Below are 26181 nucleotides of genomic sequence, written 5' to 3' on the forward strand. Positions count from 1 at the left end.
CTGCTGTCAACTGTGTCGTTTCGGGCTTATTTAAATGCGTGGTGTGATGTAGGTGATCGGTGCTAGACCGCTCCGGCCGCGATGGCTGTGTTAGATCGCTCCGGCCGCGATGGCCGAAGGCCAGCTGCCGTACCCGCTGATGTCCGGGCCGGTGGCCGCCGACGCGTCGGCGGCGAACGCGGTGCGCCAGGTCCCATCGGCGAATTCGACCTTGCCCAGCTGCATCGGGGCGGGCAGGGCGGCCAGGAACCGGCCCAGTGCGGCAGGGGAGAGCAGCCACCGGTGTCCCAGCAGCGCCGCGCCGTCGGCGCCGTCGGCGACGCGGGTCACGGCCGGTTTGGCCGGCGTGGTGGGCAGCACCGTCATCCGGTAGCGCGGCGCCGTCGTCAGCTCGCCGGCCCACCGGGCACCCAGATCGGTCAGCTGAGCCACCAGCGCACCGCCGCGCAGATGTGCGCCGAACACCACCAGCTCGGTGTTGGCGGCCACGGACAGTGGCCAAACATGTTGTGGGACAGTTATTCCAGCGGCCATGGCGGCAATGTCGACGGCGACCGCGTCGTCGAAGGCGCGGGCCAGTACGGTGACGCCGAACTGCGCATCGCCCGCGGTGCCGGTGGGCACCGCGACACCGCAGAGGTCGAACAGATTGCAGAAGTTGGTATAGGTGCCCATGGCCGAATTCACCCCCACCGGGTCGGCCGCCACCTCGGCCAGGCTCGGATGGCGAGGTGCCGTCGGCACCAGCAGCGCATCCGTTCCCTCCAGCGCTGCCATCGCGATCGCGCGCAACCGGGCCACCTCGCGGCGGTCGGCGACCAGGCGGTGCGCCGGGATGTCGCGGGCTCCGGTGACGATGCGCGCCACGGTCGGATCCAGCTGGGCATCCGGGTGGGTATCGATGAATTCGCCCACCGCGGCGTATCTTTCGGACACCAGGGCGCCGTCGTAGAGCAGTCGGGCGGCGGCCAGGAACGGGTCGATGTCGACCTTGACGATGTGGGCGCCGGCCTGCTCCAGGGTGGCGACCGCGGCCGCGAACGCGGCCCGCCAGGTGTCGTCCAGCGCAGGCAGTGACGAAGGAACGGCGACAACGGGATTCGGTGGCGCGGCCAGGCGGGTGTCGGCCGGCCAGGCCCGGTCCCCGGCGGCGGACATCACCGCCATCGCGGTGTCGGCCTGTTCCAGGTCGCGGGCGAAAATCGTGACGCAGTCATAGGACTCGCACGCCGGCACCACGCCCGCGGTGCTGATCACCCCGAGGGTCGGTTTGATGCCGACGATGCCCTGCAAACCGGCCGGGACCCGGCCCGACCCCGCGGTGTCGGTACCGATCGCGATATCGGCCTGGCCCGAGGCCACCGCCGCGGCCGAACCCGAACTCGAGCCGCCGCTGATGTGGTCGGGCCTGCGGGTGTCGGACACCGCGCCGTACGGGGAGCGCGTGCCGACCAGGCCGGTGGCGAACTGGTCCAAGTTGGTCTTGCCGACCACCACCGCGCCGGCCGCGCGCAGCGCCGCGACCACCGGCGCATCGGACTCGGGCAGATAGCTGAATTCCGGACACGCCGCGGTGGTCGGCAGCCCCGCGGCGTCCACGTTGTCCTTGACGGCCAGCCGCACCCCGGCCAGCGGTCCACCGGCCGCGCGGCTGGCGGCCAGATCGGCGTCGATATCGGCGTCGGGGCGTCGGCTGATCCACACAGTCATGGGCCAAACCCTAGGGCCCGGTTATCCACAGTGCCGGATTGATCCACAGCCGACGGTCCCGGCGGGGGCGTGCCGGGGCGCCGTGTCGGTGCCGGACGGGTGAATGGGTGCACAAGCCGGCGACCACGCCGGTACCGAGAAATGACTGAAAGGCAATGCCATGTTCGAGACCCCGTTCTCCGTCGTCGGCACCGTGATCACCGACGTCGTCCCGCGCCGGGTCGGCGACCAGGAATTCGTCCGGTTCCGGGTGGCCAGCAACTCGCGCCGGCGCACTGCCGAGGGCACCTGGGAGCCCGGCAACTCGTTGTACCTCACCGTCAATTGCTGGGGGAAGGTCGCCGACGGGGTGGCCGGGGTGCTCTACAAGGGCGACCCGGTTGTCGTCGTCGGGCAGATCTACACCAACGAATACGAGGACAAGGAGGGCAACCGCCGGTCCACCGTCGAGGTCCGCGCGGCGTCGGTCGGGCCGGATCTGACCCGTTGCCGGGCCAAGCTGGACAGGTCGCGGCAGGCGGTCGAGCCGGTGTCACCGGCCGAGTCCGACGGCGCTGAGGACGCCGAGGACACCCCCGCACCGGACGAGCTGCCGATCTCGGCTTAGTCGTGGAGCCGGCCGTGCCTAGGATGGTTCCGCGAGACTTTGGCGGACGAAAGGCAAGACCACGGCATGGCCGAATTTATCTACACGATGCGGAAGGTCCGCAAGGCGCACGGCGACAAGGTCATCCTTGACGACGTCACCCTGAACTTCCTTCCGGGCGCGAAGATCGGCGTCGTCGGTCCCAACGGGGCCGGTAAGTCGAGTGTCCTCAAGATCATGGCCGGGATCGACCAGGCCAACAACGGCGACGCCTTCCTGGCGCCCGGCGCGACGGTCGGCATCCTCATGCAGGAGCCGAAACTCGACGAGACCAAGACCGTCCGCGAAAACGTCGAGGAAGGCGTCGCCGTCAAGGCCAAGCTCAACCGGTACAACGAGGTCGCCGAGTTGATGGCGACCGACTACACCGATGAGCTGATGGACGAGATGGGCCAGCTGCAGGAGGAGCTGGACGCCGCCGACGCCTGGGATATCGACTCCCAGCTGGAGCAGGCCATGGACGCGCTGCGCTGCCCGCCGCCCGACGAGCCCGTGACCCACCTGTCCGGTGGTGAAAAGCGCCGCGTCGCGTTGTGCAAGCTGCTGCTGTCCAAGCCCGACCTGCTGCTGCTCGACGAGCCCACCAACCACCTCGACGCCGAGAGCGTGCTGTGGCTGGAACAGCATCTCGCCGACTACAAGGGCGCGATCCTGGCCGTCACCCACGATCGCTACTTCCTGGACAACGTCGCCGAGTGGATCCTCGAACTCGACCGTGGCCGCGCCTACCCGTACGAGGGCAACTACTCGACCTACCTGGAGAAGAAGGCCGACCGCCTCGAGGTCCAGGGCAAGAAGGACCAGAAGCTGCAGAAGCGGCTCAAGGAAGAGCTGGCCTGGGTGCGCTCCGGCGCCAAGGCGCGCCAGGCCAAGAACAAGGCCCGCCTGGGCCGTTACGAGGAGATGGCGGCCGAGGCGGAGAAGACGCGCAAGCTCGACTTCGAGGAGATCCAGATCCCGGCCCCGCCGCGACTGGGCAACCTGGTGGTCGAGGTCGAGCACCTGGACAAGGGCTTCGACGGCCGCACGCTCATCAAGGACCTGTCCTTCACGCTGCCGCGCAACGGCATCGTCGGCGTGATCGGCCCCAACGGTGTCGGTAAGACCACGCTGTTCAAGACCATCGTCGGTCTGGAGTCACCGGACAGCGGCGAGGTGAGGGTCGGCGAGACGGTGAAGCTCAGCTATGTCGACCAGAATCGCGGCGGCATCGACCCGAAGAAGAACGTCTGGCAGGTGGTCTCCGACGGCCTGGACTACATCGAGGTCGGCCAGAACGAGATCCCGTCCCGGGCCTATGTCTCGGCGTTCGGGTTCAAGGGTCCCGATCAGCAGAAGCCCGCGGGTGTGCTGTCCGGTGGCGAACGCAACCGCCTCAACCTCGCGCTCACCCTCAAAGAGGGCGGCAACCTGATCCTGCTCGACGAGCCCACCAACGACCTCGACGTGGAGACGCTGAGCTCGCTGGAGAATGCGCTGGAGAGCTTCCCGGGCTGTGCCGTGGTGATTTCCCACGACCGCTGGTTCCTGGACCGCACCTGCACGCACATCTTGGCGTGGGAGGGCGACGACGACAACGAGGCCAAGTGGTTCTGGTTCGAGGGCAACTTCGGTGCCTACGAGGAGAACAAGATCGCGCGCCTCGGCGCCGACGCCGCACGGCCGCACCGGGTCACCCACCGCAGGCTCACCCGCGACTGATCCGGTGGAGCCGGGCCCTGGCGTTCGGCGGTAAGACTAGTGTCGCTCGTGCGTGCAGCCGACGAGGGCGGTGCGCAGAGGCGTTGAAGAGGAGCCCCCGGCATGACGGTGAATCCAGCAGCCACACAGCAGTTACAGCTGAGTGAGGATGCCGTCGGGCGTCTGGCGACGGCCTACCTGGCCACCCATCACGGGCCCCACGGCGACGCGCCCTCCAACGACGTCGCCGTCACCGTGCCGGTGGACCGGGCCGTCACCGCCCAGGTGATGTCGCCGGCACTGCTGGCCGCCCACACCCGGCTCGGTCAGCGCCGGGCGCCGGGGGAGACCCTGGTGGCGGTGTACCCCGCTGACGCCCCGGGTGGATTCGGTCCGGCGCTGCAGGTGGTCACCGATCACAGCCCGATGCTGATGGATTCGGTGACGGTGCTGTTGCACCGGCTCGGCGTGAACTACGTGTCGATCATGAATCCGGTGCTGCGGGTGCAGCGCGGAACCGGCGGCGAATTGCGGGACGTCGCCCCGTCGGTCGGGCCCGGCGCACCGGCGGTCGGGATCGACGAGACCTGGATCCACGTCCGGCTCGCGCCGACCGCCGATCCGGCCGCGGTGGCCGAGGCCGCCGCCCTGCTGCCCGGCGTGCTCGCCGACGCACGCCAGGTCGCCACGGATTCCTCGGCGCTCAACGCGATGCTGGTCGGGCTCGGCAACGCGCTGGACGCCGATCACGCCGGCCACTTCGCCGGCCCCGACCGCCGCGATGTCGCCTCGCTGCTGCGCTGGCTGGCCGACGGTCATTTCGTGCTGCTGGGCTATCAGCGTTGCGCGGTGCAGGGCGGCGCGGCCACGGTCGACCCGGCCAGCCGGCTGGGGGTGTTGCGGCTGCGTACCGATGTCTTCCCGGAGCTCACCACACCCGGCGATCTGCTGGTGCTGGCGCAGGCGACCATGCCCAGCTTCCTGCGGTACGGCGCCTACCCGTACATGGTGGTGGTCCGGGAGAATTTCGGTGGCGCGGCATCCAACCAGGCCGTCGAGCACCGCTTCGTGGGGCTGTTCACGGTGGCGGCGATGAACGCCAACGTGCTGGAGATCCCGCTGATCGCCCGCCGGGTCGACGAAGTGCTGTCCCGGACCCAGGGCGATCCGAGCCATCCCAGCCAGTTGATGCTGGACATCATCCAGACCATCCCGCGCTCCGAACTGTTCGCGCTGAGCAGTCGCGAACTGCTGGAGACCGCGCGGGCGGTGGTCGACCTCGGTTCGCTGCGCCGTGCCCTGCTGTTCCTGCGCGCCGACCAACTCGGGCATTTCGTTTCGGCCCTGGTGTATCTGCCCCGTGACAGGTACACCACCGCGGTGCGGCTGAACATCCAGGACATCCTGGTGCGCGAACTCGGTGGCGTCAGCATCGACTATGCCGCGCGGGTCAGCGAATCACCCTGGGCGGTAGTGCATTTCACCATCAAGATGCCCGCAGGGGTGCGCCGCGCCGATATCGACACCTCGTCGGAGAACGAGAGCCGGATCCAGCAGTTGCTCACCGAGGCGTCCCGCACCTGGGCCGACCGCCTGATCGGGTCGGTCAAGTCCGGCGCCATCGGGCAACGCCTGGCCGAGCACTACGCGGCCGCCTTCCCGGAGGTCTACAAGCAGGCCTTCACCCCGGCCGAAGCCATCGGCGACATCGCGATCGTCGAACAGCTGCAAGACAATTCGGTGAAGCTGGTGTTCGCCGAGGGGACCGGCGACGACCGCGTCGCCAAGCTGACGTGGTATCTGGGCGGGCGCTCGGCATCGCTGTCCGAACTGCTGCCGATGTTGCAGTGCATGGGTGTGGTGGTGCTGGAGGAGCGGCCCTTCACGGTCATCCGCGCCGACGGCCTGCCGGTCTGGATCTACCAGTTCAAAGTCTCGCCGCACCAGTCGATTCCCGCCGACGAGGACCCCGACACCACCGCGACGCTGTTCGCCGACGCGGTCACCGCGATCTGGCACGGCCGAGCCGAGATCGACCGGTTCAACGAGTTGGTGTTGCGTGCCGGCTTGACCTGGCAGCAAGTCACCATCCTGCGTGGTTACGCGAAGTACCTGCGCCAGGCCGGATTCCCGTACAGCCAGTCCCATATCGAGACGGTGCTCAACGACAACGCCGGCACCGCCCGCTCACTGGTGGAACTGTTCGAGGCTCTGTTCGATCCCGGAGCCGAACCCCCGCGCGACGCCCAGGCCGCCGCGGCCGCCGTCGCCGCCGACATCGACGCCTTGGTGAGTCTGGACACCGACCGGGTGCTGCGTGCCTTCGCCAGCCTGGTGCAAGCCACCCTGCGCACCAACTACTTCGTCACCAGCCCGGACTCGGCGCGCGCCCAGGATGTGGTCTCGTTCAAGCTCAATCCGGGCCTGATCAACGAGCTTCCGCTGCCGCGGCCGCGTTTCGAGATCTTCGTGTACTCGCCACGGGTGGAAGGTGTACACCTGCGATTCGGTTTCGTTGCCCGCGGCGGGTTGCGCTGGTCGGATCGCCGGGAGGACTTCCGCACCGAGATCCTCGGCCTGGTCAAGGCGCAGGCGGTGAAGAACGCCGTCATCGTGCCGGTCGGCGCCAAGGGCGGTTTCGTCGTCAAACAGCCCGCGCTGCCCACCGGGGATGCCGCCGCCGATCGGGACGCCCAGCGTGCGGAGGGCGTGGCGTGCTACCGATTGTTCATCTCGGGCCTGCTCGACCTGACCGACAACGTCGAGAAATCGACCGGAAACGTCATCACCCCAACGGGTGTGGTGCGCCGCGACGGTGACGATGCCTACCTGGTGGTCGCCGCCGACAAGGGCACCGCGACGTTCTCCGATATCGCCAACGACGTCGCCAAGTCCTACGGCTTCTGGCTGGGCGACGCCTTCGCCTCCGGCGGCTCGGTGGGCTACGACCACAAGGCGATGGGCATCACCGCCAAGGGTGCCTGGGCATCGGTGATGCGGCACTTCCGCGAGATGGGCGTCGACACGCAGACCCAGGACTTCACCGTGGTCGGCGTCGGCGACATGAGCGGTGACGTGTTCGGCAACGGGATGTTGCTGTCCAAGCACATTCGGCTGATCGCCGCCTTCGACCACCGGCACATCTTCCTGGATCCCGACCCGGACCCGGCGACCTCGTGGGTGGAACGGACGCGGATGTTTGCGCTGCCGCGCTCCAGCTGGGACGACTACGACCGGTCGCTGATCAGCGAAGGCGGCGGCGTGTACAGCCGCGAGCAGAAGTCCATTCCGGTCAGCCCGCAGGTGCGCGCCGCGCTCGGCCTTGCCGACGATGTCACCGAGATGACCCCGCCGGCCTTGATGAAGGCGGTGCTGCTGGCGCCGGTGGACCTGTTCTGGAACGGCGGTATCGGCACCTACATAAAGGCCGAGACCGAGTCCGACGCCGCGGTCGGTGACCGAGCCAACGACCCGGTGCGGGTGAACGGAAATCAGTTGCGGGTCAAGGTGGTCGGCGAGGGCGGCAACCTGGGAGTGACCCAGCGCGGCCGGATCGAGTTCGACCTCAACGGCGGGCGGATCAACACCGACGCGATGGACAACTCGGCCGGTGTGGACTGCTCCGACCACGAGGTCAACATCAAGATCCTGATCGACTCGCTGGTCACCGCCGGGCGCATCGAGGCAAGCCAGCGCTCCGATCTGCTGATGTCGATGACCGACGAGGTGGGCGAACTGGTGCTCGCCGACAACAGGGACCAGAACGACCTGATGGGCACCAGCCGGGCCAACGCGCCCAGCCTGTTGTCGGTGCACGCCCGTCAGATCAAGGAACTGGTCGACCAGCACGATCTCAACCGGGAGCTGGAAGCGCTGCCATCGGAAAAGGAGATCCACCGCCGCGCCGACCTTGGATTGGGTTTGACCTCACCGGAATTGGCGACGCTGATGGCGCACGTGAAGCTGGCCCTCAAGGACCAGCTGTTGGCCAGCGACGTGCCCGACCAAGAGGTGTTCGCCGCCCGGCTGCCGTCGTACTTCCCGTCCGAGCTGCGCGACCGGTTCGGTGCCGACATCCGCAACCATCAGTTGCGCCGCGAGATCGTCACCACCATGCTGGTCAACGACCTCGTCGATACCAGCGGCATCACCTACGCCTACCGGATCAGCGAGGACGTCGGCGTCGGCCCGGTGGATGCCGTGCGCAGCTACGTGGCCACCGACGCCATCTTCAACGTCGGTGAGGTGTGGCACGCCATCCGCGCTGCCGGTGCGGCCGGAGTGCCGGTCGCGGTGACCGACCGGATGACGCTGGATCTGCGCCGGCTCATCGACCGGGCCGGCCGTTGGCTGCTCAACTACCGCCCGCAGCCGTTGGCCGTTGGCGCGGAGATCAACCGGTTCGCCGCGAAGGTCGCCGCCCTCACCCCGCGGATGTCGGAGTGGCTGCGCGGCGACGACAAGGCGATCGTGGAGAAGGACGCCGGCGAGTTCATCGACAAGGGTGTGCCGCGTGAGTTGGCGTACACCGTGGCCACCGGCCTCTACCAGTACAGCCTGCTCGACGTCATCGACATCAGCGACATCCTGGAACGTGACGCCGTCGAGGTGGCCGACACCTACTTCGCGCTGATGGATCACCTCGGTGCGGACGGGCTGCTGACCGCCATCTCCGCGCTGTCCCGGGATGACCGCTGGCATTCGTTGGCGCGGTTGGCCATTCGGGATGACATCTACGGTTCGTTGCGCGCCCTGTGCTTCGACGTGATGGCCGTCGGCGAACCGGACGAGAACGGTGAGCAGAAGATCGAGGAATGGGAGATCACCAATACCTCCCGGGTGGCCCGCGCGCGCCGCACCCTCGACGAGATCTACGCCGAAGGCGAGCGGGATCTGGCCACGCTGTCGGTGGCCGCCCGCCAGATCCGCAGCATGACGCGAACGAGTGGAACGGGATCAAGTGGCTAACGGGTTCGTCACGCCGGTGCCGGTGCGCTGGTCGGATATCGACATGTACCAGCACGTCAATCACGCGACCATGGTCACCATCCTGGAAGAGGCCCGGGTCCCGTTCCTGCACGAGCCGTTCGCCGGCGACATCGATACCACCGGCCTGTTGATAGCCGAGGTCAAGGTGTCCTACAAAGGCCAAGTGCGCCTGACGGATTCGCCGTTGCAGGTGACCATCTGGGTCAACCGCCTGCGCGCGGTGGACTTCACTCTCGGCTACGAGGTGCGCTCGGTGCATGCCGATCCCGATTCCAAGCCGGCCGTCATCGGGGAAACGCAGTTGGCGGCCTTCAACATCGAAGAGCAGAAGTTGGTGCGCCTCGCGCCGCACCACCGCGAGTACCTCGAGCGCTACCTGCGGCCATCGGCGTGACCGATGCGGAGCGGGGCATCTGGCTCGAGGATGCGGCCAGTCGCGATGACCTGAGCACGTTCGCCGAACGCACGCTGCGCCTCGACGACGCAGCCGTGGTCCGACTGCGGCAACGGCCGGACGGCAACATCGTCGCCTGGGTCGGCACAGGTTTCGATGTGCTGGCCAGCCGGGTGGTCGGCGGAACGGTGCGGCCTACAGACCTGTGCGTGGGCGCCGACAGTCTGGTCGGCGCGCTGTCGGCGATGGCGGTGTCGGGGTTCGTAGAGCCCGGCTTCGCGATGGATTCGGCCTGGCGCGGTGTGCTGCCCCCGGAAAGCGGGTTCGTTCACCTCGACGATGTGCCCGCACGGGCCGTGCTCGATCTGGCCGAACGAGGCGCCGCCCTGGCCAAGGAACACAGCAGCGCACACGGCCCGCCGGCTTCCCTGCTCGATCAGGAGGTGCTGGCGGTGAGCTCCGGCAGCACCGAGGTGGGCATCCCGATGCGCTGCGTGTTCGCCCTCACCGCCATGGGTTTCCTGCCGCCGAGCGGTAGCGAGGTCGGTGCCGAGGAGATCGTGCGGGTGCGGGTGCACCCGGCGTGGCTGCGGGTCGACGCCCGATTCGGCACCGTGTACCGGCGTATCGGCGACCCCGCCATGGTTTTGCGTTAGACCAGCCAGGCCGCGGTATCGGGCGGCAGCAGGCCGTCGGCCAATGTCCCGCTGGCCAGCAACACCGCACCGGCCGGTAGCGGCATCGGCGCGTCGCCGGTGTTGAGCACACAGACCAGCCCGCCCTCGCGCCGGAACGACCCGACCCCGACCCACTCGATCGGACCGTCGAATTCGGCACGCTCGGAACGTAATTCGATGGCCCGCCGGTAGAAGTTCAGCGTCGAATCCGGGTCGGCGAGCTGGCGCGCCACCGTCAACGGCGCCCAGCCCGCGGGCATCGGCAACCAGGTCCGCGGGTTGGCCGAGAAGCCGAACGGCGGCGCGTCTCCGGACCAGGGCATCGGCACCCGGCAGCCGTCGCGGCCGCGTTCGGTGCGCCCGGACCGTTCCCACACCGGGTCCTGCAGCGCCGCGTCGGGCAGGTCCACCTGGGGCAGCCCGAGTTCCGCACCGTTGTAGACGAACGCGACGCCGGGCAGCGCCAGCATCACCAGCGCCATGGCCCGGGCCCGGGCCAACCCCCGCGCGCCGCCGCCGTAGCGGGAGACCTCGCGTTCCACGTCGTGATTGGACAGTGTCCAGGTCGGCACCGCCTGGGCCAGGTCGGCCGCGGCCAGCGAGTTGTCGATGGCGGCCCGAATCTCGGACGCGTCGAAATCCGCTTGCACCAACCGGAAGTTGAAGCCCAGGTGCAGCTCGTCGGGTCGCAGGTACTTGGCGAACCGTTCGTTGCCGTGCACCCACACCTCGCCCACGGCGACCGACTCGGGGTAGTCGTCCAGCACCCGCCGGATGAAGCGGTGGATCTCGTGCACGCTCTCGTTGTCGAAGCGCGGATCGTCTTCGGCGTTGCGCAGCAGCTCGTTGTCGGTGAGCGACATGTCCGGCAATCCGGGCGGTTTCGCCATTCCGTGCGCGACGTCGATACGAAAGCCGTCGACGCCGCGGTCCAGCCAGAACCGCAGCGTCTTCTCCACATCCTCGAACACCTCGGGATGCTCCCAGTTCAAGTCGGGCTGGGCGCTGTCGAACAGGTGCAGGTACCACTGGCCGTCGGCCACCCGGGTCCAGGCCGGGCCGCCGAACACCGACACCCAGTTGTTGGGCGGATTGTCCCCATCGGCACCGGAACCGTCGCGGAAGATGAATCGGTCCCGCCGCGACGGTTCGGCCAGCGCTTCGAGAAACCATGGATGTGCCGAGCTGACGTGGTTGGGCACCAGGTCCATCATCACCCGGATGCCCCGTGCATGGGCGGCCGCCAGCAGCCCGTCCAGCGCCGTCAGGTCACCGAACAGCGGGTCGATGTCGCGGGGGTCGGCGACGTCGTAACCGTGGTCGGCCATCGGGGACACCATCACCGGGTTGAGCCACAGCGCGTTCACCCCGAGGGCGGACAGATAGTCCAGCTGGCCGGTGATGCCGTCCAGGTCGCCGACCCCGTCGCCGTTGCTGTCCCGGAACGAACGGGGGTAGAGCTGGTAGAAAACGGCATCCGCCCACCAGTCCGGGCGAGCGAGCCTGCGCGGCGCCATCAGAACGCCGAGTTCACCATCGACTCGGCCGCCATGTTCAGGTAGTTCAGCAGCAGCTGGCGGTGCGCGTCGTCGAGGGTCTGCGAATCGATCGACGCCACCGCGGTATGCATGCACCGCAGCCACGCGTCGCGCTCCAGGTAGCCGATCCGGAACGGCGCGTGCCTCATCCGCAACCGCGGGTGGCCACGCTGGTCGGAATAGGTGCGCGGGCCACCCCAGTACTGCTCCAGGAACATCCGCAGTCGCTCCTGCGCCCCCGCCAGATCGTCTTCGGGGTACAGCGGCAGCAGGATTTCGTCGTCCCGCACGAGTTCGTAGAACCGCGACACGATCGCGGCGAACGTGTCGTGGCCGCCGACTTCGTCATAGAACGAGAGCTCGGGTTGGGTCACGTGGTCCATTGTCCAGGATCGGTCCCGGTGCGCCGGTGGACACCCTGCCGAGGGCCGGGTTGAACAAGCCGTCACCCGAAGTTCATCGGACTGACCAGCGAACACCCGCCAAATTACCGTGCGGTGCTCGCCGATCCATGGTGGACTGTGCAACGGAGGACGAATGTCGCAGCGCAAGAAAAGCCCTGCTCGACGAGCGGGCTACCGGTACCCCACGGCCGCGGTTGCTCCTGTCGATGCCCATCCGCAGTCGTTCGGCGACGTCCCACCGGCCACCCATCCCGGCTCGGTGTGGGGCCGGCGCAGGGTGTTGCTGCTCAACTCCACCTATGAACCACTCACCGCTCTGCCGATGCGGCGTGCGGTCATCATGCTGATGTGTGGCAAAGCCGACGTCGTGCACGACGACCCGTCCGGACCGGTCATCCACTCCGCGACGCGCACCATCGTGGTGCCGTCGGTGATCCGGCTGCGGAGTTTCGTGCGGGTGCCGTACCGCGCCCGCATCCCGATGACCCGGGCGGCGCTGATGCACCGGGACCGCTTCCGCTGCGCCTACTGCGGGCAGAAGGCCGACACCGTCGACCACGTCATCCCGCGCAGCCGGGGCGGCGAGCATTCCTGGGAGAACTGCGTCGCGGCCTGCTCGTCGTGCAACCACCGCAAGGCCGATCATTTGCTCAGCGAGCTGGGCTGGTCGCTGCGCGCGGTGCCGACCCCACCCAAGGGCCAGCATTGGCGGCTGCTGTCCTCGGTGAAGGAACTCGACCCGGCATGGGTCAGATATCTGGGTGAGGGCGCGGCGTGAAACGCCCTGCGATACGGTTTGCGTCGTGAGCATTGCACTGACCCATTCCCTGCTCGGCGGGGTCCCGCTGCTGGTGTTCCTGCTGCTGGCGGTGGCGACCCTGGCCCGCAAGGGCCCGCACCCGGCCACCTACACCCTGTCCGAGAAGTGGACGCACGACCCCATCCTGTGGGCGTCGGACGAGCCCGCCGACCACGGCCACGGTGGCCACGGAACGCACGTGAACGTTGGAGGTTCCGCAAGTGGCAAGTGGTAGTGAGGTGGCGACCGCCTCCAAGGACGTCGAGCTGCCCTACGGGTACGCGCTGACCTACAGCGGCCGGATCTCGGGCGTCACCGAGCCGGGCGAGCTGTCGGTGCACTACCCGTTTCCCACCAAGGACCTGGTCATCCTCGATGACGCCCTGAAGTACGGCGCGCGGGCGGCCAAGGCCCGGTTCGCGGTGTACCTCGGCCCGCTGGGCGAGGACACCGCCGCCACCGCGCGCGAGATCCTGGGCCGGGTCCCGACCCCGGACAACGCCGTGCTGCTGGCCGTCTCGCCGGATCAGCGCGTCGTCGAGGTGGTCTACGGCGCCGACCTGAAGGGCCGCGGTATCGAGACCGCCGCGCCGCTCGGCGTGTCCGCAGCGATCGCATCGTTCAAGCAGGGCAACCTGATCGACGGTCTGATCAGTGCCGTGCGCGTGGTGTCCGCCGGCGTTGCTCCGGCCTGAGCGCGTCGCGCTCGATCAGGTCATGAACGACGCCCGGATGGCGACGTAGCGCTCCAGGAAGGCGCGCTCGTCGAGGCGCTTGCGCCGCATCCAGCCGGTGACTTCGTCGTTGCACTTGCTGGCGTTGCACGCCCCACAGGCCGGTACCACGTTCTCGACGGTGTACCGGCCGCCGCGGGAGATCGCCATGACGCAGTCGCGTTGTAGCGGCTTACCCGTGGCGCCGCAGTAGGCGCAGCCGTTCCAGGCGGCCTTCAGCGCGGCCCACTGTTCGTCGGTGAGGTCGTTGAGCACCGCCTTGACCCGACGGGTGCGCCTGCGTGCGGCGCGGGCTCTCCGACTGTTGGTGGCCGCCATGGCTAGATCCTCCCAGCGCGAGCGTGCGCGAATGCACAGCCTGCACGGCGTGTCGGTGGGCAGACGCGCACGCTCGCGGCGGGGGATCAGGTGATGTCGAAGCTGCGGGCCTTGAGCGCGCGTTCGACGCCGGCCCGGCCCTCCAGCACCAGGCGGCGCAACGCGGGCGGCAACTCCGCGTCGGCCAGGAACGCGTCCGCGGCGTCCAGTCCGCCCTGGCTGACATCCCACGACGGGTACAGGCCGATCACCACGGTCTGGGCCACCTCGCTGGACCGGCGCTCCCACACGCCGCCGATCGCTGCGAAGTAGAGATCGCGGAACGGGGTCAGCAGTCCGGTCTGGCCGGGCTGGGCGAAACCCCCGACAATGGCCCGGGTGGTGATGTTGGGCAGCGTGTCGTCCTCGATGACCTGTTGCCAGGCAGCCTCTTTGACCGCTTCCTGCGGTCGTGCGGCGGATGCGGCCGCGGCGTTGCGCCTACCGGCCGCGGTCGGGTCGTTGGTCGCCTCGGCATCGATGAATGGTGACGCGGCGCTGTCGGCGTCGATCGCTCCGGCGGCGGCCAGCGCCGTGACGATGCGCCACCGCAGATCGGTGTCGATGACCAGTCCGGCCAGGTTCACCGCGGCCGGCTCGTTGTCCAGCAAGGTGGACAGCACCGCCACATGGTTGGGCGACAGCACCGACGTGCACAGCGCGTTGACGAACGCCAGTTGGTGGTCCGACCCGGGTGCGGATTCGCGGGCCAGGTCCAGCAGGGCGTCGCCGAACGCAGGCCAGCCGTTCTCCTTGGCCCAGACCGGGTCGGCGTAGGCACTCAGCGCGGTCTGCGCCTGCAGCAGAATCCGTTGTGCGACACCCACTTCGCTCTCGGCGTGGATGCCGCTGATGACCAGTGCGACGAAATCACGGGCCCTCAGCTCGGCCTCGCGGGTCATCTCCCACGCCGCCGACCAGGCCAGCGTGCGGGGCAGCGGGTCGGCGAAATCGGCGATCCGGCTCAGCGCCGTCTGCAGCGATTCCGGATCCAGGCGCACCGCGCAGTAGGTCAGATCCTCGTCGTTGACCAGGATGAACTTGCCGCGCGCAACGCCGACCAGTTCGGGTACTTCGGTGGCGGCGCCTTCGACGTCCAGCTCGACGCGGTTGACCCGCACCAGCTTGCCGGACGCGTCGTCGTCGTAGATGCCGATGGCCAGCCGGTGCACCCGGGTCTCGCCGGCACCCGGCGCCGCACCGGACTGGCTGACGGCGAACCGGGTGAACCTGCCGTCGGCGTCGACGTCGAAGTCCGGGCGCAACGTGTTCAGGCCGGTGGTCTTGAGCCACTGCCGGCCCCACTGCGACAGATCGCGGCCCGAGGACTTCTCCAGGGCGCCGAGCAGATCGCCGAAGGTGGCATTGCCGAAGGCGTGGTCGCGGAAGTAGTCGCGCAGCCCGGCCAGGAATGCGTCCAGACCGACGTAGGCCACCAACTGCTTGAGCACGCTGGCGCCCTTGGCGTAGGTGATGCCGTCGAAGTTCACCTCGACCGCGGCCAGATCCGGGATGTCGGCGGCGACCGGGTGGGTGGACGGCAGCTGGTCCTGCCGGTACGCCCAGGACTTCTCCACGTTGGCGAAGGTGGTCCAGGCCTGCTTGTACTCGGTGGCCTCGGCCTGGCACAGCACCGACGCGAACGTCGCGAAGGACTCGTTGAGCCACAGGTCATCCCACCAAGCCATGGTGACCAGATCGCCGAACCACATGTGCGCCATCTCGTGCAGCACGGTCTCGGCGCGGCGCTCGTAGCTGTAGCGGGTCACCTTGGACCGGAAGACGTAATCCTCCAGGAAGGTGACCGCGCCGGCGTTCTCCATGGCGCCCGCGTTGAACTCCGGCACGAACAACTGGTCGTACTTGCCGAAGGCGTACGGCGTGCCGAAGTTGCGGTGATAGAAGTCGAATCCCTGCTTGGTCTCGGTGAACAGCCGGTCTGCGTCCATGAACTCGGCCAGCGAGGCGCGGCAGAAGATGCCCAGCGGGATCTCGCCGTGCTCGTCGGTGTAGACGTCGTCCCAGCGGGCATACGGCCCGGCGATCAGTGCCACCAGGTAGGTGCTCATCTTCGGGGTGGTGGCGAAGGTGTGCACACCGTCTTGCACCGACACCGTCGCGCCGTTGGAGATCACCTGCCAGTGCGCCGGCGCCTTGACGGTGACATCGAAGGTGGCCTTCAGGTCGGGCTGGTCGAAACTGGCGAACATCCGCTTGGCGTCGGCGGTTTCGAACTGCGAGTACAGGTACACCTCGTTGTCCACCGGGTCGACGAAGCGGTGCAGCCCCTCACCGGTGTTCGAGTACAGCTTGTCCGCATCGACGACGAGCACGTTGCGCGCCTGCAGGCCGGTCAACGCGATACCGATGGATTCGTCGTAGCCGGACACGTCGAGTTCGACACCGTTGAGGGTGGCGCTGCGCACGGTGTCGGCGGCGATGTCGATGAAGGTGTCGGCGCCGGCCAGCGCGTCGAACGTCACCGTGGTGACGCAGCGGAATGTCCGCTCGCCGGGCCCGCCGTCACCATCGGTGAGGTCGATGTCGATCCGGTAGTTGTCAACGGTGACCAGGGCGGCGCGCTCGACGGCTTGGTCGCGTGTCAGATTGGGAAGTGCCACTCGACCAACTTAGTCGGAACTGCGACAACCCGGCGCGGGAGCCCGCGTGGGAACATTCGGCCGCGGTGGCGAAGTTGTGTTCAGTGGACCGGTCTGCCCACCTTCGAGAGGACTCTTCGCAATGGCGCAAAAAGATGTAGCCGACTTCTGGTTCGACCCGCTGTGCCCATGGGCCTGGATCACCTCGCGCTGGATCCTGGAAGTCGAGAAGGTCCGGGATATCGACGTCAACTTCCACGTGATGAGCCTGGCGGTGCTCAACGAAGGGCGCGACCTGCCCGAGGAGTACGTCGAGATGATGAAGAAGGCGTGGGGCCCGGTGCGTGTCGCGATCGCCGCCGAGCAGGCCAAGGGGCCCGAGATCCTGAGCCCGCTCTACACCGCGTTGGGAACCCGCATCCACAACGAGGGCAACAAGGACTTCGACGTCGTCATCCGGGAGTCACTGGAGGAGCTGGGCCTGCCCGCGGAACTGGCCGAGGCCGCGGCCAGCGACAAGTTCGACGAGGCGCTGCGCACGAGCCACCACGAGGGCATGGACCCGGTCGGCCCCGATGTCGGCACCCCGACCATCCACGTGAACAAGACAGCGTTCTTCGGCCCCGTGCTCTCGCGTATCCCGCGCGGTGAAGAGGCGGGCAAGGTGTGGGACGCATCGGTGATCTTCGCCGGCTACCCGCATTTTTGGGAGCTGAAGCGGACCCGGACCGAGTCGCCCGAGTTCGATTAGGAGTTGACGTGCGGAATCGGTCGCGATTCCGGATGTTGATCGGTGATTTCACCGTCCCGCCCGGCAGGTAACTCGCCGATCCGCACTGCGAGCCGTCGTGCGGGATGAGAAGGTACCTGTCATGACAGCGGCCGAACCCACCACCGACGGGTCCTATCGAGACAAGATCGCAGCGGTCGAACCCGGCGGGAATGAGTTCATCGCGGAGTCGGACCGGCACGGCAAGCCCAGCCAGCTGTTCTGGACCTGGACCTCCCCGAACCTCGAGTTCGCCACCATCTTCGTCGGTGTGCTGGCGGTCGCGTATTACGGCATGACGTTCTGGCAGGCCCTCGGCGGGATCGTGCTCGGCACCGGACTCGGCGCCATCGCGCACTATTTCCTGTCCGCGCGCGGACCGCTGCACGGGGTGCCGCAGATGGTGCTGGGCCGGTTGCCGTTCGGGTTCAAGGGCAATGTGGTGCCCGCGGCGCTGATGTCGATCACCGCGGGGGTCGGCTGGTTCGCCACCAACAGCGTCAGCGGCGCGTTCGCCTTGTCCACCCTGTTCCACATCGGGCCGGTGCTGGCGCTGGTCATCATCGTGGTGCTGCAGACCGCGCTGGCCTTCTTCGGGCACAACCTGGTGCAGGCGTTCGAGCGGTGGGCGTTCCCCGTGCTGGCGGTGATCTTCGTGATCACCTCGGTGGCGATCTTGGCCAAATCGCACCCGGGGGCGCCGGCAGTCGAAGGTGGCGTGGGCGGGCTGGGCGGGTTCCTGCTGACTGTCGGCACCGCGTTCGGTTACGCCGCGGGCTGGACGCCGTATGCCGCCGACTACACCCGGTACCTGCCGTCGCGCGTCAACACCAAACTGACCGGCACCTTCGCGGCGGCAGGTCTTTTCGTGTCCTGCGTCGCACTGGAGGCCGTCGGCGCGGCGTCGGTCACCATTGGGCCGGCGCTGTCGGAGAACCCCACCGAGGCGTTCACCTCCGAGTTGACCTCATGGCTGGCCAGCCTGACACTGCTGGCCATCGCCATCGGTGCGGTCGCCGCGAACGCGATCAATGTGTATTCGGGCGCAATGGCTTTCGTCACCATCGGGATCAAGCTGCCGCACCATGTGGCGCGCGCACTGGTCACCGTGTTCTTCGGGGTGGCCGGCTTCCTGATCGCCTGGTGGGCCCTGGCCGACGCAGCGGCCAGCTATGAGGCCTTCCTGTTGATCATCGCGTACTGGATCGGCCCGTGGCTGGGAGTGGTGTTCGCCGATCAGTACCTGCGTCGCGGCCAGCCAGTGGCCGGTTTCCTCTACGACCGTTCCTACGCGAACTGGCCGGGACTGTCGTCGTTCCTGCTCGGACTGGTGGTGTCGGTGCTGCTGTTCTCCAACCAGGAGAAGTTCGTCGGCCTCATCGCCGGCGGCGTGCCGCAACTCGGGGACATCACCTTCTTCGTCGGATTCCTGATCGCCGGCGCGAGTTATCTGGTGCTGTGTCGCAGCAAGATCAGCTCGGAGCGCGCCCTGGCATGACACCGGAACAGATGCTCGACGTCGCCGTCGAGGAGGCCCGGAAAGGGTTGGCCGAGGGGGGTATTCCCATCGGTGCCGCCCTGTTCGATGCCGACGGGGTGCTGCTCGGTGCCGGTCACAACCGCCGGGTGCAGAACGACGACCCGTCGGTACATGCCGAAACCGACGCCTTCCGGGCGGCCGGCCGCCAGCGTGGGTACCGGTCCACCGTGATGGTCACCACGCTGTCGCCGTGCTGGTATTGCAGCGGCCTGGTGCGCCAGTTCAATATCGGTGCGGTGGTGATCGGCGAGGCCCGCACCTTCCACGGCGGTCACGACTGGCTGGCCGAGCACGGGGTGGCGGTGACGCTGCTGGACGACGAGCGCTGCGTGACGATGATGCAGAAGTTCATCGCCGCGCGGCCGGAATTATGGGCGGAGGACATCGGCGAATGAGTGCCATTGCGACGGTGGATATTTCCCGTTGGTATGCCGGCGGTGCCGAGGCGGATGCACTGGCCGCCGAGGTCGACGAGGGGTTGCAGCGGGCCGGTTTCATCGTGGTGACCGGCCACCGGGTGGACACCGGCCTGGCGGCCCGGGTGCGCGCGGCCAGCCGGGAGTTCTTCGCGCTGCCCGACGAGGTCAAGGCGCGCTATTCGGTGCCGGTGGGCGGGCACGGCTGGATCGGTCCGGGGGCCGAGGCCAACGGTTACGCCGAAGGCACCGAGACGCCGCCGGATCTGAAGGAGAGCTACAGCCTGGGGGCCGAGACGGCCGTCGGTGATCCCGAGGTGGACCGGATCTGGTTCGCCCCCAACGTGTGGCCGGCCGAGGTGCCCGCCCTGCAGACGCTGGTCGACGAATACACCGAGCAGATGCGCAAGGTCTCCGACGATCTGCTGGCGCTGTTCGCCCATGCTCTGGGCTTGCCGGCCAATCCCTTTGCCGTCCTTGCTGATCGGCCGACTTGGACGATGAACATCAACCACTACCCGCCGGTGAGCGTGGTGGGCGAGCCCGAGCCTGGTCAGTTCCGGATCGGTCCGCACACCGATTTCGGCACCGTCACCGTGCTCGACCGTGAACCGGGCGCCGGGGGGCTGCAGGTCTACTCCGAGGCGCAGGGCTGGGAAGACGCACCGTGGGAACCCGGTGCCCTCACGGTCAACATCGGTGACCTACTGGAGTATTGGAGCGGCCGGCGCTGGCCGTCGGGACGGCATCGGGTGCTGCCCCCGCAACCGCATGCGCCGGAAGAGGATCTGGTGTCGCTGATCTATTTCTACGAAGCCAACCACGACGCGCTCGTCACACCGCTGCAGCCGCCGATCGGGCGGGTGTCCGGGCTGGATCCGGTGACGTCATCGACTTTCATCAAGGAACGCCTCGACGCCATCACCGTCGGGTAGGGCGGCCGGCACCGCGTCCAGTGCGGCGAGTTGCGCTGCGCTGAAATGGATCTCGCCAGCGGCCAGGTTCTGCTGCAGGTGATGCATCGATGTCGTCCCGGCGATCAGCAGGATATTGGGTGCATGGGCCAGCAGCCAGGCCAGCCCCACCTGCGCGCCGGTGGCCCCGACCTCGGCGGCGACCCGTTGCGCCACAGCGTTTTCGGCGACCTTCGGGAAGCCGGGAAACGATGAGCCGAGCGGGAAGAACGGCACCCAGGCGATTCCGTGCTCGGCGCACAGCGCGAGTTCGTCCTCGTGCGTGCGGTTGAGCAGGTTGTAGGCGTTCTGTACGCAGACGATGCCGGCGGGCAGCGCCCGGCGCAGGGTGGCCGCGTCGACATTGCTGATGCCGATCGCGCCGATCTTGCCCTCGTCGCGCAAGGCGATCATCTCGGCCAGTTGGTCGTCCAGGTCGACGATCTGGTCGCCCTCGGCGATCAGGCCGGGGCCGATATCGGCGCGGCGCAGATTGACCACCGGGATCTGCTCCAGGCCGAGTCCGGCCAGGTCCAGTTCGACGGCGGCGCGCAGGTCGGCGGGTTTCTGTGCCAGCGCCAGCGGGACGGGCCCGCTGGCGGGCCGGGCCCCCACCTTGCTGACGAGTACCAGCTCGTCGGGGTAGGGGGACAGCGCGTCGCGGATGCGCCGGTTCACCACGCCGTCGTCGTAGAACGAGGCGGTGTCGATGTGGTTGACCCCGAGCGCGACGGCGCGCCGCAGCACCGCGGCGGCGTCCTCGCTGGGGAGTTCACGCCCGAGTCCCATGGCGCCGTAGCCGATGCGCGCGACGAGGTGTCCGGCGAGGGTGCCGGTGCCGCCGGGAAGCAATGTGCCCATGTCCAACTCCTGCGATGTCATAATCGAGAGTGATGCGGAGGAACCTCCGTTTCATACGATAGCAAAACGGAGGAGCCTCCGCTATGGTCGAACGGGCCGACGCCCGGCGTAACCGGGAACGGTTGCTGGTGGCCGCAGCGTCGGCGTTCGCCTCGGCCGACGGGCCGGTGTCCCTGGAAGGCATCGCGCGCGAGGCCGGTGTCGGCATCGGCACGTTGTACCGGCACTTCCCGAATCGCGAAGCGCTCGTCGAGGCCGTCTACCGCGCCGAGCTGGGCGAGGTGGCGGCGTCGGCAGACGAACTGCTGACCCGGCATCCGCCGGTGGTGGCGCTGCGACGCTGGATGGACCGCTATGCGGGGTTCGTCGCGGCCAAGCGCGGCATGGCCGAATCGCTGCACGCGATGTTCACGTCCGGGGTGGTCCAGCCCAGCCAGACCAGGAGCAGCGTGCTGGGCGCGGTGACCGTTCTGCTCGGCGCGGGCGCCGCCGACGGCACGCTGCGTGCGGATATCGACCCGGACGACGTCGTCTCCAGCCTGCTCGGCATCTTCGTGGCCAGCCGATCGACCGAGCAGGCCGCGCGCCTGCTCGACCTCCTGGTAGACGGTCTGGTGGCCGCCCGCTGACACGTTAGGGTTACCCCCATGCGCGTCTACCTGGGTGCCGACCACGCCGGACTCGAATTCAAGAAGACCATCATCGAGCATCTGCTGAAGAACGGCCATGAGCCGATCGACTGCGGTGCCTACGCCTACGATGCCGATGACGACTACCCGGCGTTCTGCATCGCCGCGGCGCTCAAGACCGTCGCCGATCCGGACAGCCTGGGCATCGTGCTCGGTGGTTCCGGCAACGGCGAGCAGATCGCGGCGAACAAGGTGCCCGGCGCCCGCTGCGCCCTGGCCTGGAGCGTGGAGACCGCTCAGCTGGCCCGTCAGCACAACAACGCGCAACTGATCGGCATCGGTGGCCGCATGCACACCACCGAGGAGGCGCTGGCCATCGTCGACGCCTTCCTGTCCACCCCTTGGTCGGAAGCCGAGCGCCACCAGCGCCGGATCGACATCCTGGCCCAGTACGAGAAGGACCACATCGCCCCGCCGGTCCCCGGCGCGCCCGCCTGATCCATGCCTGAAGGGCACACCCTGCACCGGCTGGCCCGGCTGCACCAGAAGCGCTTCGGGCGCGCACCGGTGACGGTGTCCAGCCCGCAGGGCCGATTCGCCGACTCGACGGCGGTGAACGGTCAGGTGCTGCGCCGTGCCGATGCCTGGGGCAAGCACTTGTTCCACCATTACGCCGGTGGTGCGGTGGTGCACGTGCACCTCGGCCTGTACGGCACCTTCACCGAGTGGCCGGCGCCGCCACCGTTGCCGGTGGGACAGGTGCGGATGCGGATGGTGGGCGCCGAGTACGGCACCGATCTGCGCGGGCCCACGGTGTGCGAGTTGATCGACGAACCCGCCGTCGACGACGTGGTCGCCCGGCTGGGCCCCGACCCATTGCGTGCCGACGCCGACCCGGACCTGGCGTGGAAACGAATCACCAAGTCGCGCAGAACCATCGGCGGGCTGCTGATGGATCAGACGGTGATGGCCGGGGTGGGCAACGTGTATCGCAGCGAGCTGCTGTTCCGGCACCGGATCGACCCATACCGGCCCGGCGTGCGGATCGATGCCGACGAGTTCGGCGCGATGTGGACCGATCTGGTGGCCCTGATGAAGGTCGGTGTACGCCGCGGCAAGATCGTCGTGGTCCGGCCCGAGCACGACCACGGCGCACCGTCCTACCGCGAGGGCAGGCCACGCACCTACGTGTACCGCCGTGCAGGTGATCCGTGCCGGGTGTGCGGCACAGCCGTGCGCACCGCGGAACTGGAGGCACGCAATGTGTTCTGGTGCCCCAGCTGTCAGTCCTGAGGGGCTGTCGGGCACGTTCGCGACTTTGACGGGACAATTGACTCCGTGGAATTGATCCTCGTCGTCGTCGGCGCCATCCTGGTCACCGCCATCGCCCACCGTCGTGGGTTCGAACCCGCGCTGATGATCGTCGTCGTCGGCATCGTCGTGTCATTCCTGCCCGGCTTCGAAGCGCCCGAACTCGATTCGCACATCCTGCTCACGGTGGTGCTGCCGCCGCTGCTGTACTCGGCCGCGCTGGACTTCTCGTTCCCCACCTTCCTGCGCAACATCCGCCCGATCCTCGGTCTGGGTGTCGGACTGGTGGTGGTCAGCGCGTTCGCGGTCGCCGCGGTGTCCTCCTGGCTGGCGCTGGTGCCGCTGACCTTCGGCACCGCGCTGGTGCTCGGCGCGATCGTGGCGCCACCGGACGCCGTCACCGCGGTGGCGGTCGGCCGCAAACTCGGCCTGCCCAAACGGGTGATGGCGATCCTCACCGGTGAAAGCCTGATCAACGATGCCGCCGCGCTGGCGCTGTTCTCGGTCGCGGTCACCCAGGTTGCCGGCGGCCACACATTCATCGAGAACCCGTTTCTGCTCTTCGGTTACAGCGCGGTGGTGGGACCGCTGGTGGGTGTGGCGCTGGGCTATGCGACGCTCTGGATCCGCCGGCGCCTGGCCAACCCGGGGCTGGAGACGGTGCAAGGTCTGCTGGTGCCGTTCGCGGCGTTCATCGTTGCCGAGGAATTGCACGCTTCGGGTGTGCTGGCCGTGGTCGTCGCCGGATTCGTGGTCGGAAACGGAACCCTCGGCGAGGGCTACCAGACCCGGCTGCAGGAGCGGTACGTGTGGAATTCGGTCGACGTGCTGCTGGAGGCGTTCGTCTTCGCCTACATCGGCCTGCACCTGCGATTCGTCCTGGAGGATCTGAACGAGGCCCACGAGTCGCTGGTGGAGGTCGCGGTCGCGTCGGCCATCGTGCTGGTGATCGTGCTGGCCATCCGGCCGTTGTCGGTATTCGTGATGTTCGGCCGCAACAAGTTGTTCCGGCACGTGGAGACCCGGCTCAGCGTGCCCGTGCCCGAGGGGGGCCGCGGCGCCCTCGGGACGCGCCGCAAGCCCCGCGGGAAGTGGCGTTCACGCATCGACCGGCGCACCTTGAGCTGGCAGGAGAACGTGGTGGTCTCGTGGACCGGGATGCGCGGTGTGGTCACCCTGGCCGCGGCGGCCGCGATTCCCGCGACGACACTGGACGGCGAACCGTTCCCGGAGCGCGCCACCATTCAGGCCATCGCGTTCGTGGTGAGCGTCGGCACCCTGCTGATCCAGGGTTGGTCGCTGCCCTGGCTGATCCGGCGCCTGCAGTTGTCTCGCTTCAACGATGACCACACCGCCGACCGCGAGGAAGAACTCAAAGCCGAACGGCTGGTGCACGCCGCGGCCGACGCGGTGCTGGCCGAGTTCCGGGCCAACCCGCCCGCCGATATGGACCCGCGGATGCTTGCCGAGATCCGTACCGCCATCGCCCGGCATTCCGAAGACGTCGACGCCATGCCCGACCCAGAGGCGCCCACCAAGCGCGCCAAGGTGTTCTCCGCGCTCTACCGCGATGTGCTGTCCGCGCAACGGGCCGCGCTGATCGCCGAGCGCGACGAGGGGCGCATCGAGGACGAAGCGGTGCGGGCCATGCTGGAACGGCTGGATCTGCAGGAGGCCGGGGTGTCGTCGCGGCTGGAGAGCCGGCTCTAGTCAGGTCAGCTGCCGCCGCCGCAGCCGCCTCCTCCACATCCACCGCCGCCGCAGCTGGAACCACTGCAGCTGGAGCCGCTCCCGCCGTCCCAGCTGCCGCTGCCGGTGTCCCAGCCGCTGTCGGACCCCGAGCCCTGGTCGAATCCTTGTTGGAAGCCGTCGCCGTAGCCGTTCTCGAATCCTTGTGCGCCGTAGTCGACTCCGTGCATTCCGGAGAACAGGCTGTCGAACAGTAGTACTGAGCCGATACCCCAGGCGCCGGCGACGAGTGCGGGTTTCCACCATGGTTCGGAGTACCAGCCGGCGGGGACGGGGCGTCCGGCGACGCGGCCGCCGGGGTAGTAGTTGGGGGTGCGTGGCGACGGTGCGGGGGAGGCTTCGATTTCCTTGCCCTCGAACTGGATCCGGCGGTCTTCGGTGACTGCGCCGGCGGCGCGTTGGCCGTTCAGTGTTTCCAGTTCGGGGCCTGGGTCCATGCCCATGGCGAGTCGGGCGGCGCGTACGTAGTAGAGCCCTTCGATGGCGCTTTCTTTGGCCAGTAGTGCTTGTTTGGCGGTGGTGGCTTGGTCGATCTGTGAGGAGGCTGCGGTGTAGCGCTCGGAGGCGTCGGCCAGTGCTTGTTTGGCGGCGTCGTCGCTGCCGGTCAGGTTGACCACTTGGCCGCCGAGGCGCTCGATGATCCGGCGGGCGTCGGCTTTGGCATCGGCCAGCGAGGCGGCGTTGCGCTGCCCGGATGCCTTCTGCGAGGCGTACACGAGCAGTCCGATACCCGCCACGACGAACAGGATGAGGATCAGCAGAATGCCGTTCATGGCGCTCAGCGTATCCATTTCCCGGCGCTCCGCTGCTTCACTCAGCGCCGCGGGTGGCACACCACGATGCCGCAGTTCTGCGGGGGTTTCGGCGGGAGGGTGAACGGGGGCAGCGGCACGCACGCCGCGAAGTCACCGCAGTGCTTGGGCGGGTCGATGTGTGCGGGCAGGGGTGCCGGGACGTCGATCGGCGGAGCGGGTCGGGTTTCGGGTTCGGCCGCCGCTGGCTGCGCGGCCGTCGGAGCCGATGAACGGACCACCACCACCCGCGGCGCGACCGGGATGACGGGGGCGGCGGGCAGCGGCACCGCAGCCGCCACCGGAACGGGTGCAACCGGAGTCGCCGGCACCGTTGAGACTGCAACGCTGACCGCGGCAGAGTCCGGTGACCAGGAGATGGTGTGTACGGCATGGGTGCCGATCACGCTCAGTGCCGCGGCGGCGAGGGTGAAAGCGATCCCGCCGATGACCCAGCCGGACTTGGGTGCGGGCGGCGCAGGCGCCGGCCGGACGGGCGGGGCGACGGCCGCCAGTTGTGGGCGGGCCAGGGTAGGGGCGTCCGGTGCGACGGTTGGGCGGGTATACATCTGATCTCCACGGTCCACGCGACCCTGGGTGGGACGCTCTCACCGGGTAGGAGCGATCAGCGGCC

General features: G+C 68.3%; 24 protein-coding genes. 16 read left to right on the top strand and 8 right to left on the bottom strand.

Annotated elements, in window-relative coordinates; all coding sequences use genetic code 11:
* Positions 1 to 90: 90 nt before the first annotated feature.
* The gene (gene atzF / locus ACXPWS_RS09545; protein WP_458712203.1) at positions 91 to 1710 is read right to left on the bottom strand and encodes an allophanate hydrolase; all 1620 of its coding nucleotides are present in this window, start codon (positions 1708 to 1710) and stop codon (positions 91 to 93) included.
* A gap of 160 nt (positions 1711 to 1870) precedes the next feature.
* Here atzF and ACXPWS_RS09550 point away from each other — a divergent pair, with 160 nt between their 5' ends.
* From ACXPWS_RS09550 to ACXPWS_RS09570, 5 genes are all read left to right on the top strand, one after another.
* On the top strand, positions 1871 to 2317 hold the full coding sequence (locus ACXPWS_RS09550) for a single-stranded DNA-binding protein (protein WP_458712204.1): 447 nt from the start codon (positions 1871 to 1873) through the stop codon (positions 2315 to 2317).
* Positions 2318 to 2383: 66 nt separating this feature from the next.
* Positions 2384 to 4057, top strand: coding sequence for an energy-dependent translational throttle protein EttA (gene ettA, locus ACXPWS_RS09555; RefSeq protein ID WP_458712205.1), 1674 nt, complete (start codon positions 2384 to 2386; stop codon positions 4055 to 4057).
* Positions 4058 to 4159: 102 nt separating this feature from the next.
* Positions 4160 to 9004 (top strand): NAD-glutamate dehydrogenase, encoded by a 4845-nt coding sequence (locus tag ACXPWS_RS09560; RefSeq protein WP_458712206.1) that lies wholly within the window; start codon positions 4160 to 4162, stop codon positions 9002 to 9004.
* Positions 8997 to 9419 (top strand): acyl-CoA thioesterase, encoded by a 423-nt coding sequence (locus tag ACXPWS_RS09565; protein ID WP_458712207.1) that lies wholly within the window; start codon positions 8997 to 8999, stop codon positions 9417 to 9419. Before ACXPWS_RS09560 ends, ACXPWS_RS09565 begins: the two co-directional genes overlap by 8 nt.
* Positions 9416 to 10075, top strand: a complete 660-nt coding sequence (locus ACXPWS_RS09570) for a hypothetical protein (protein ID WP_458712208.1) — start codon at positions 9416 to 9418, stop codon at positions 10073 to 10075. The genes ACXPWS_RS09565 and ACXPWS_RS09570 overlap by 4 nt, the downstream gene beginning before the upstream one ends.
* Here ACXPWS_RS09570 and ACXPWS_RS09575 read toward each other — a convergent pair.
* Positions 10072 to 11613 (bottom strand): glycoside hydrolase family 13 protein, encoded by a 1542-nt coding sequence (locus tag ACXPWS_RS09575; protein WP_458712209.1) that lies wholly within the window; start codon positions 11611 to 11613, stop codon positions 10072 to 10074. The two genes, ACXPWS_RS09570 and ACXPWS_RS09575, sit on opposite strands and share 4 nt — an antisense overlap.
* Entirely contained in the window at positions 11613 to 12017 is a 405-nt protein-coding gene (locus ACXPWS_RS09580; RefSeq protein WP_458712210.1) for a globin, read from the bottom strand. Before ACXPWS_RS09580 ends, ACXPWS_RS09575 begins: the two co-directional genes overlap by 1 nt.
* 154 nt (positions 12018 to 12171) lie before the next feature.
* Here ACXPWS_RS09580 and ACXPWS_RS09585 point away from each other — a divergent pair, with 154 nt between their 5' ends.
* From ACXPWS_RS09585 to ACXPWS_RS09595, 3 genes are read left to right on the top strand one after another with little or no spacing between them, the layout of a single operon-like run.
* Positions 12172 to 12816 carry an HNH endonuclease gene (locus tag ACXPWS_RS09585; protein ID WP_458712211.1) on the top strand — a complete coding sequence of 215 codons (645 nt, stop codon included), beginning with the start codon at positions 12172 to 12174 and terminating at the stop codon, positions 12814 to 12816.
* 25 nt (positions 12817 to 12841) lie between these two features.
* Complete coding sequence (gene ctaJ / locus ACXPWS_RS09590; RefSeq protein ID WP_458712212.1) at positions 12842 to 13072, top strand: aa3-type cytochrome oxidase subunit CtaJ; 231 nt, start codon at positions 12842 to 12844, stop codon at positions 13070 to 13072.
* Positions 13059 to 13532: a DUF5130 domain-containing protein gene (locus ACXPWS_RS09595; RefSeq protein WP_458712213.1), complete on the top strand. Its 474-nt coding sequence runs from the start codon at positions 13059 to 13061 to the stop codon at positions 13530 to 13532. The genes ctaJ and ACXPWS_RS09595 overlap by 14 nt, the downstream gene beginning before the upstream one ends.
* Before the next feature lie 15 nt (positions 13533 to 13547).
* Here the strand turns inward: ACXPWS_RS09595 and ACXPWS_RS09600 are convergent, their stop codons facing one another.
* The gene (locus tag ACXPWS_RS09600) at positions 13548 to 13889 is read right to left on the bottom strand and encodes an HNH endonuclease (RefSeq protein ID WP_458712214.1); all 342 of its coding nucleotides are present in this window, start codon (positions 13887 to 13889) and stop codon (positions 13548 to 13550) included.
* 86 nt (positions 13890 to 13975) lie between these two features.
* Positions 13976 to 16549 carry an aminopeptidase N gene (pepN, locus tag ACXPWS_RS09605; protein ID WP_458712215.1) on the bottom strand — a complete coding sequence of 858 codons (2574 nt, stop codon included), beginning with the start codon at positions 16547 to 16549 and terminating at the stop codon, positions 13976 to 13978.
* Positions 16550 to 16670: 121 nt separating this feature from the next.
* Between pepN and ACXPWS_RS09610 the strand changes: the two genes are divergently transcribed.
* From ACXPWS_RS09610 to ACXPWS_RS09625, 4 genes are all read left to right on the top strand, one after another.
* Positions 16671 to 17279, top strand: coding sequence for a mycothiol-dependent nitroreductase Rv2466c family protein (locus ACXPWS_RS09610; RefSeq protein ID WP_458712216.1), 609 nt, complete (start codon positions 16671 to 16673; stop codon positions 17277 to 17279).
* A 121-nt stretch (positions 17280 to 17400) separates the two neighbouring features.
* Positions 17401 to 18795, top strand: a complete 1395-nt coding sequence (locus ACXPWS_RS09615; protein ID WP_458712217.1) for a purine-cytosine permease family protein — start codon at positions 17401 to 17403, stop codon at positions 18793 to 18795.
* Positions 18792 to 19232, top strand: coding sequence for a nucleoside deaminase (locus tag ACXPWS_RS09620; protein ID WP_458712218.1), 441 nt, complete (start codon positions 18792 to 18794; stop codon positions 19230 to 19232). Before ACXPWS_RS09615 ends, ACXPWS_RS09620 begins: the two co-directional genes overlap by 4 nt.
* Positions 19229 to 20188: an isopenicillin N synthase family dioxygenase gene (locus tag ACXPWS_RS09625; protein ID WP_458712219.1), complete on the top strand. Its 960-nt coding sequence runs from the start codon at positions 19229 to 19231 to the stop codon at positions 20186 to 20188. The genes ACXPWS_RS09620 and ACXPWS_RS09625 overlap by 4 nt, the downstream gene beginning before the upstream one ends.
* Here ACXPWS_RS09625 and ACXPWS_RS09630 read toward each other — a convergent pair.
* The gene (locus ACXPWS_RS09630; protein WP_458712220.1) at positions 20141 to 21067 is read right to left on the bottom strand and encodes an aldo/keto reductase; all 927 of its coding nucleotides are present in this window, start codon (positions 21065 to 21067) and stop codon (positions 20141 to 20143) included. The two genes, ACXPWS_RS09625 and ACXPWS_RS09630, sit on opposite strands and share 48 nt — an antisense overlap.
* A gap of 83 nt (positions 21068 to 21150) precedes the next feature.
* On the opposite strand from ACXPWS_RS09630, the gene ACXPWS_RS09635 reads away from it, so the two are divergent.
* The 4 genes from ACXPWS_RS09635 to ACXPWS_RS09650 are packed head-to-tail and all read left to right on the top strand — an operon-like array spanning position 21151 to position 24717.
* The gene (locus ACXPWS_RS09635) at positions 21151 to 21696 is read left to right on the top strand and encodes a TetR/AcrR family transcriptional regulator (protein ID WP_458712221.1); all 546 of its coding nucleotides are present in this window, start codon (positions 21151 to 21153) and stop codon (positions 21694 to 21696) included.
* 18 nt (positions 21697 to 21714) lie between these two features.
* The gene (locus tag ACXPWS_RS09640) at positions 21715 to 22194 is read left to right on the top strand and encodes a ribose-5-phosphate isomerase (RefSeq protein ID WP_458712222.1); all 480 of its coding nucleotides are present in this window, start codon (positions 21715 to 21717) and stop codon (positions 22192 to 22194) included.
* Positions 22195 to 22197: 3 nt separating this feature from the next.
* A complete protein-coding gene (locus tag ACXPWS_RS09645; protein WP_458712223.1) occupies positions 22198 to 22989 on the top strand; it encodes an Fpg/Nei family DNA glycosylase in 792 nt (263 codons plus the stop codon).
* A 45-nt stretch (positions 22990 to 23034) separates the two neighbouring features.
* Positions 23035 to 24717, top strand: a complete 1683-nt coding sequence (locus tag ACXPWS_RS09650) for a cation:proton antiporter (protein ID WP_458712224.1) — start codon at positions 23035 to 23037, stop codon at positions 24715 to 24717.
* A gap of 5 nt (positions 24718 to 24722) precedes the next feature.
* Here the strand turns inward: ACXPWS_RS09650 and ACXPWS_RS09655 are convergent, their stop codons facing one another.
* Entirely contained in the window at positions 24723 to 25529 is an 807-nt protein-coding gene (locus ACXPWS_RS09655) for a DUF1542 domain-containing protein (RefSeq protein WP_458712225.1), read from the bottom strand.
* 41 nt (positions 25530 to 25570) lie between these two features.
* A complete protein-coding gene (locus tag ACXPWS_RS09660; protein WP_458712226.1) occupies positions 25571 to 26116 on the bottom strand; it encodes a hypothetical protein in 546 nt (181 codons plus the stop codon).
* Positions 26117 to 26181: the final 65 nt, after the last annotated feature.

The organism is Mycobacterium sp. BMJ-28 (genome assembly GCF_054404835.1).

Excerpts from the sequence above, each read along its gene's own strand:
- atzF (WP_458712203.1), bottom strand. The coding sequence starts at position 1,710 with ATGACTGTGTGGATCAGCCGACGCCCCGACGCCGATATCGACGCCGAT.
- ACXPWS_RS09550 (WP_458712204.1), top strand. The coding sequence starts at position 1,871 with ATGTTCGAGACCCCGTTCTCCGTCGTCGGCACCGTGATCACCGACGTC.
- ettA (WP_458712205.1), top strand. The coding sequence starts at position 2,384 with ATGGCCGAATTTATCTACACGATGCGGAAGGTCCGCAAGGCGCACGGC.
- ACXPWS_RS09560 (WP_458712206.1), top strand. The coding sequence starts at position 4,160 with ATGACGGTGAATCCAGCAGCCACACAGCAGTTACAGCTGAGTGAGGAT.
- ACXPWS_RS09575 (WP_458712209.1), bottom strand. The coding sequence starts at position 11,613 with ATGGCGCCGCGCAGGCTCGCTCGCCCGGACTGGTGGGCGGATGCCGTT.
- ACXPWS_RS09580 (WP_458712210.1), bottom strand. The coding sequence starts at position 12,017 with ATGGACCACGTGACCCAACCCGAGCTCTCGTTCTATGACGAAGTCGGC.
- ACXPWS_RS09585 (WP_458712211.1), top strand. The coding sequence starts at position 12,172 with ATGTCGCAGCGCAAGAAAAGCCCTGCTCGACGAGCGGGCTACCGGTAC.
- ACXPWS_RS09600 (WP_458712214.1), bottom strand. The coding sequence starts at position 13,889 with ATGGCGGCCACCAACAGTCGGAGAGCCCGCGCCGCACGCAGGCGCACC.
- ACXPWS_RS09610 (WP_458712216.1), top strand. The coding sequence starts at position 16,671 with ATGGCGCAAAAAGATGTAGCCGACTTCTGGTTCGACCCGCTGTGCCCA.
- ACXPWS_RS09615 (WP_458712217.1), top strand. The coding sequence starts at position 17,401 with ATGACAGCGGCCGAACCCACCACCGACGGGTCCTATCGAGACAAGATC.
- ACXPWS_RS09620 (WP_458712218.1), top strand. The coding sequence starts at position 18,792 with ATGACACCGGAACAGATGCTCGACGTCGCCGTCGAGGAGGCCCGGAAA.
- ACXPWS_RS09625 (WP_458712219.1), top strand. The coding sequence starts at position 19,229 with ATGAGTGCCATTGCGACGGTGGATATTTCCCGTTGGTATGCCGGCGGT.
- ACXPWS_RS09630 (WP_458712220.1), bottom strand. The coding sequence starts at position 21,067 with ATGGGCACATTGCTTCCCGGCGGCACCGGCACCCTCGCCGGACACCTC.
- ACXPWS_RS09635 (WP_458712221.1), top strand. The coding sequence starts at position 21,151 with ATGGTCGAACGGGCCGACGCCCGGCGTAACCGGGAACGGTTGCTGGTG.
- ACXPWS_RS09640 (WP_458712222.1), top strand. The coding sequence starts at position 21,715 with ATGCGCGTCTACCTGGGTGCCGACCACGCCGGACTCGAATTCAAGAAG.
- ACXPWS_RS09645 (WP_458712223.1), top strand. The coding sequence starts at position 22,198 with ATGCCTGAAGGGCACACCCTGCACCGGCTGGCCCGGCTGCACCAGAAG.
- ACXPWS_RS09655 (WP_458712225.1), bottom strand. The coding sequence starts at position 25,529 with ATGAACGGCATTCTGCTGATCCTCATCCTGTTCGTCGTGGCGGGTATC.
- ACXPWS_RS09660 (WP_458712226.1), bottom strand. The coding sequence starts at position 26,116 with ATGTATACCCGCCCAACCGTCGCACCGGACGCCCCTACCCTGGCCCGC.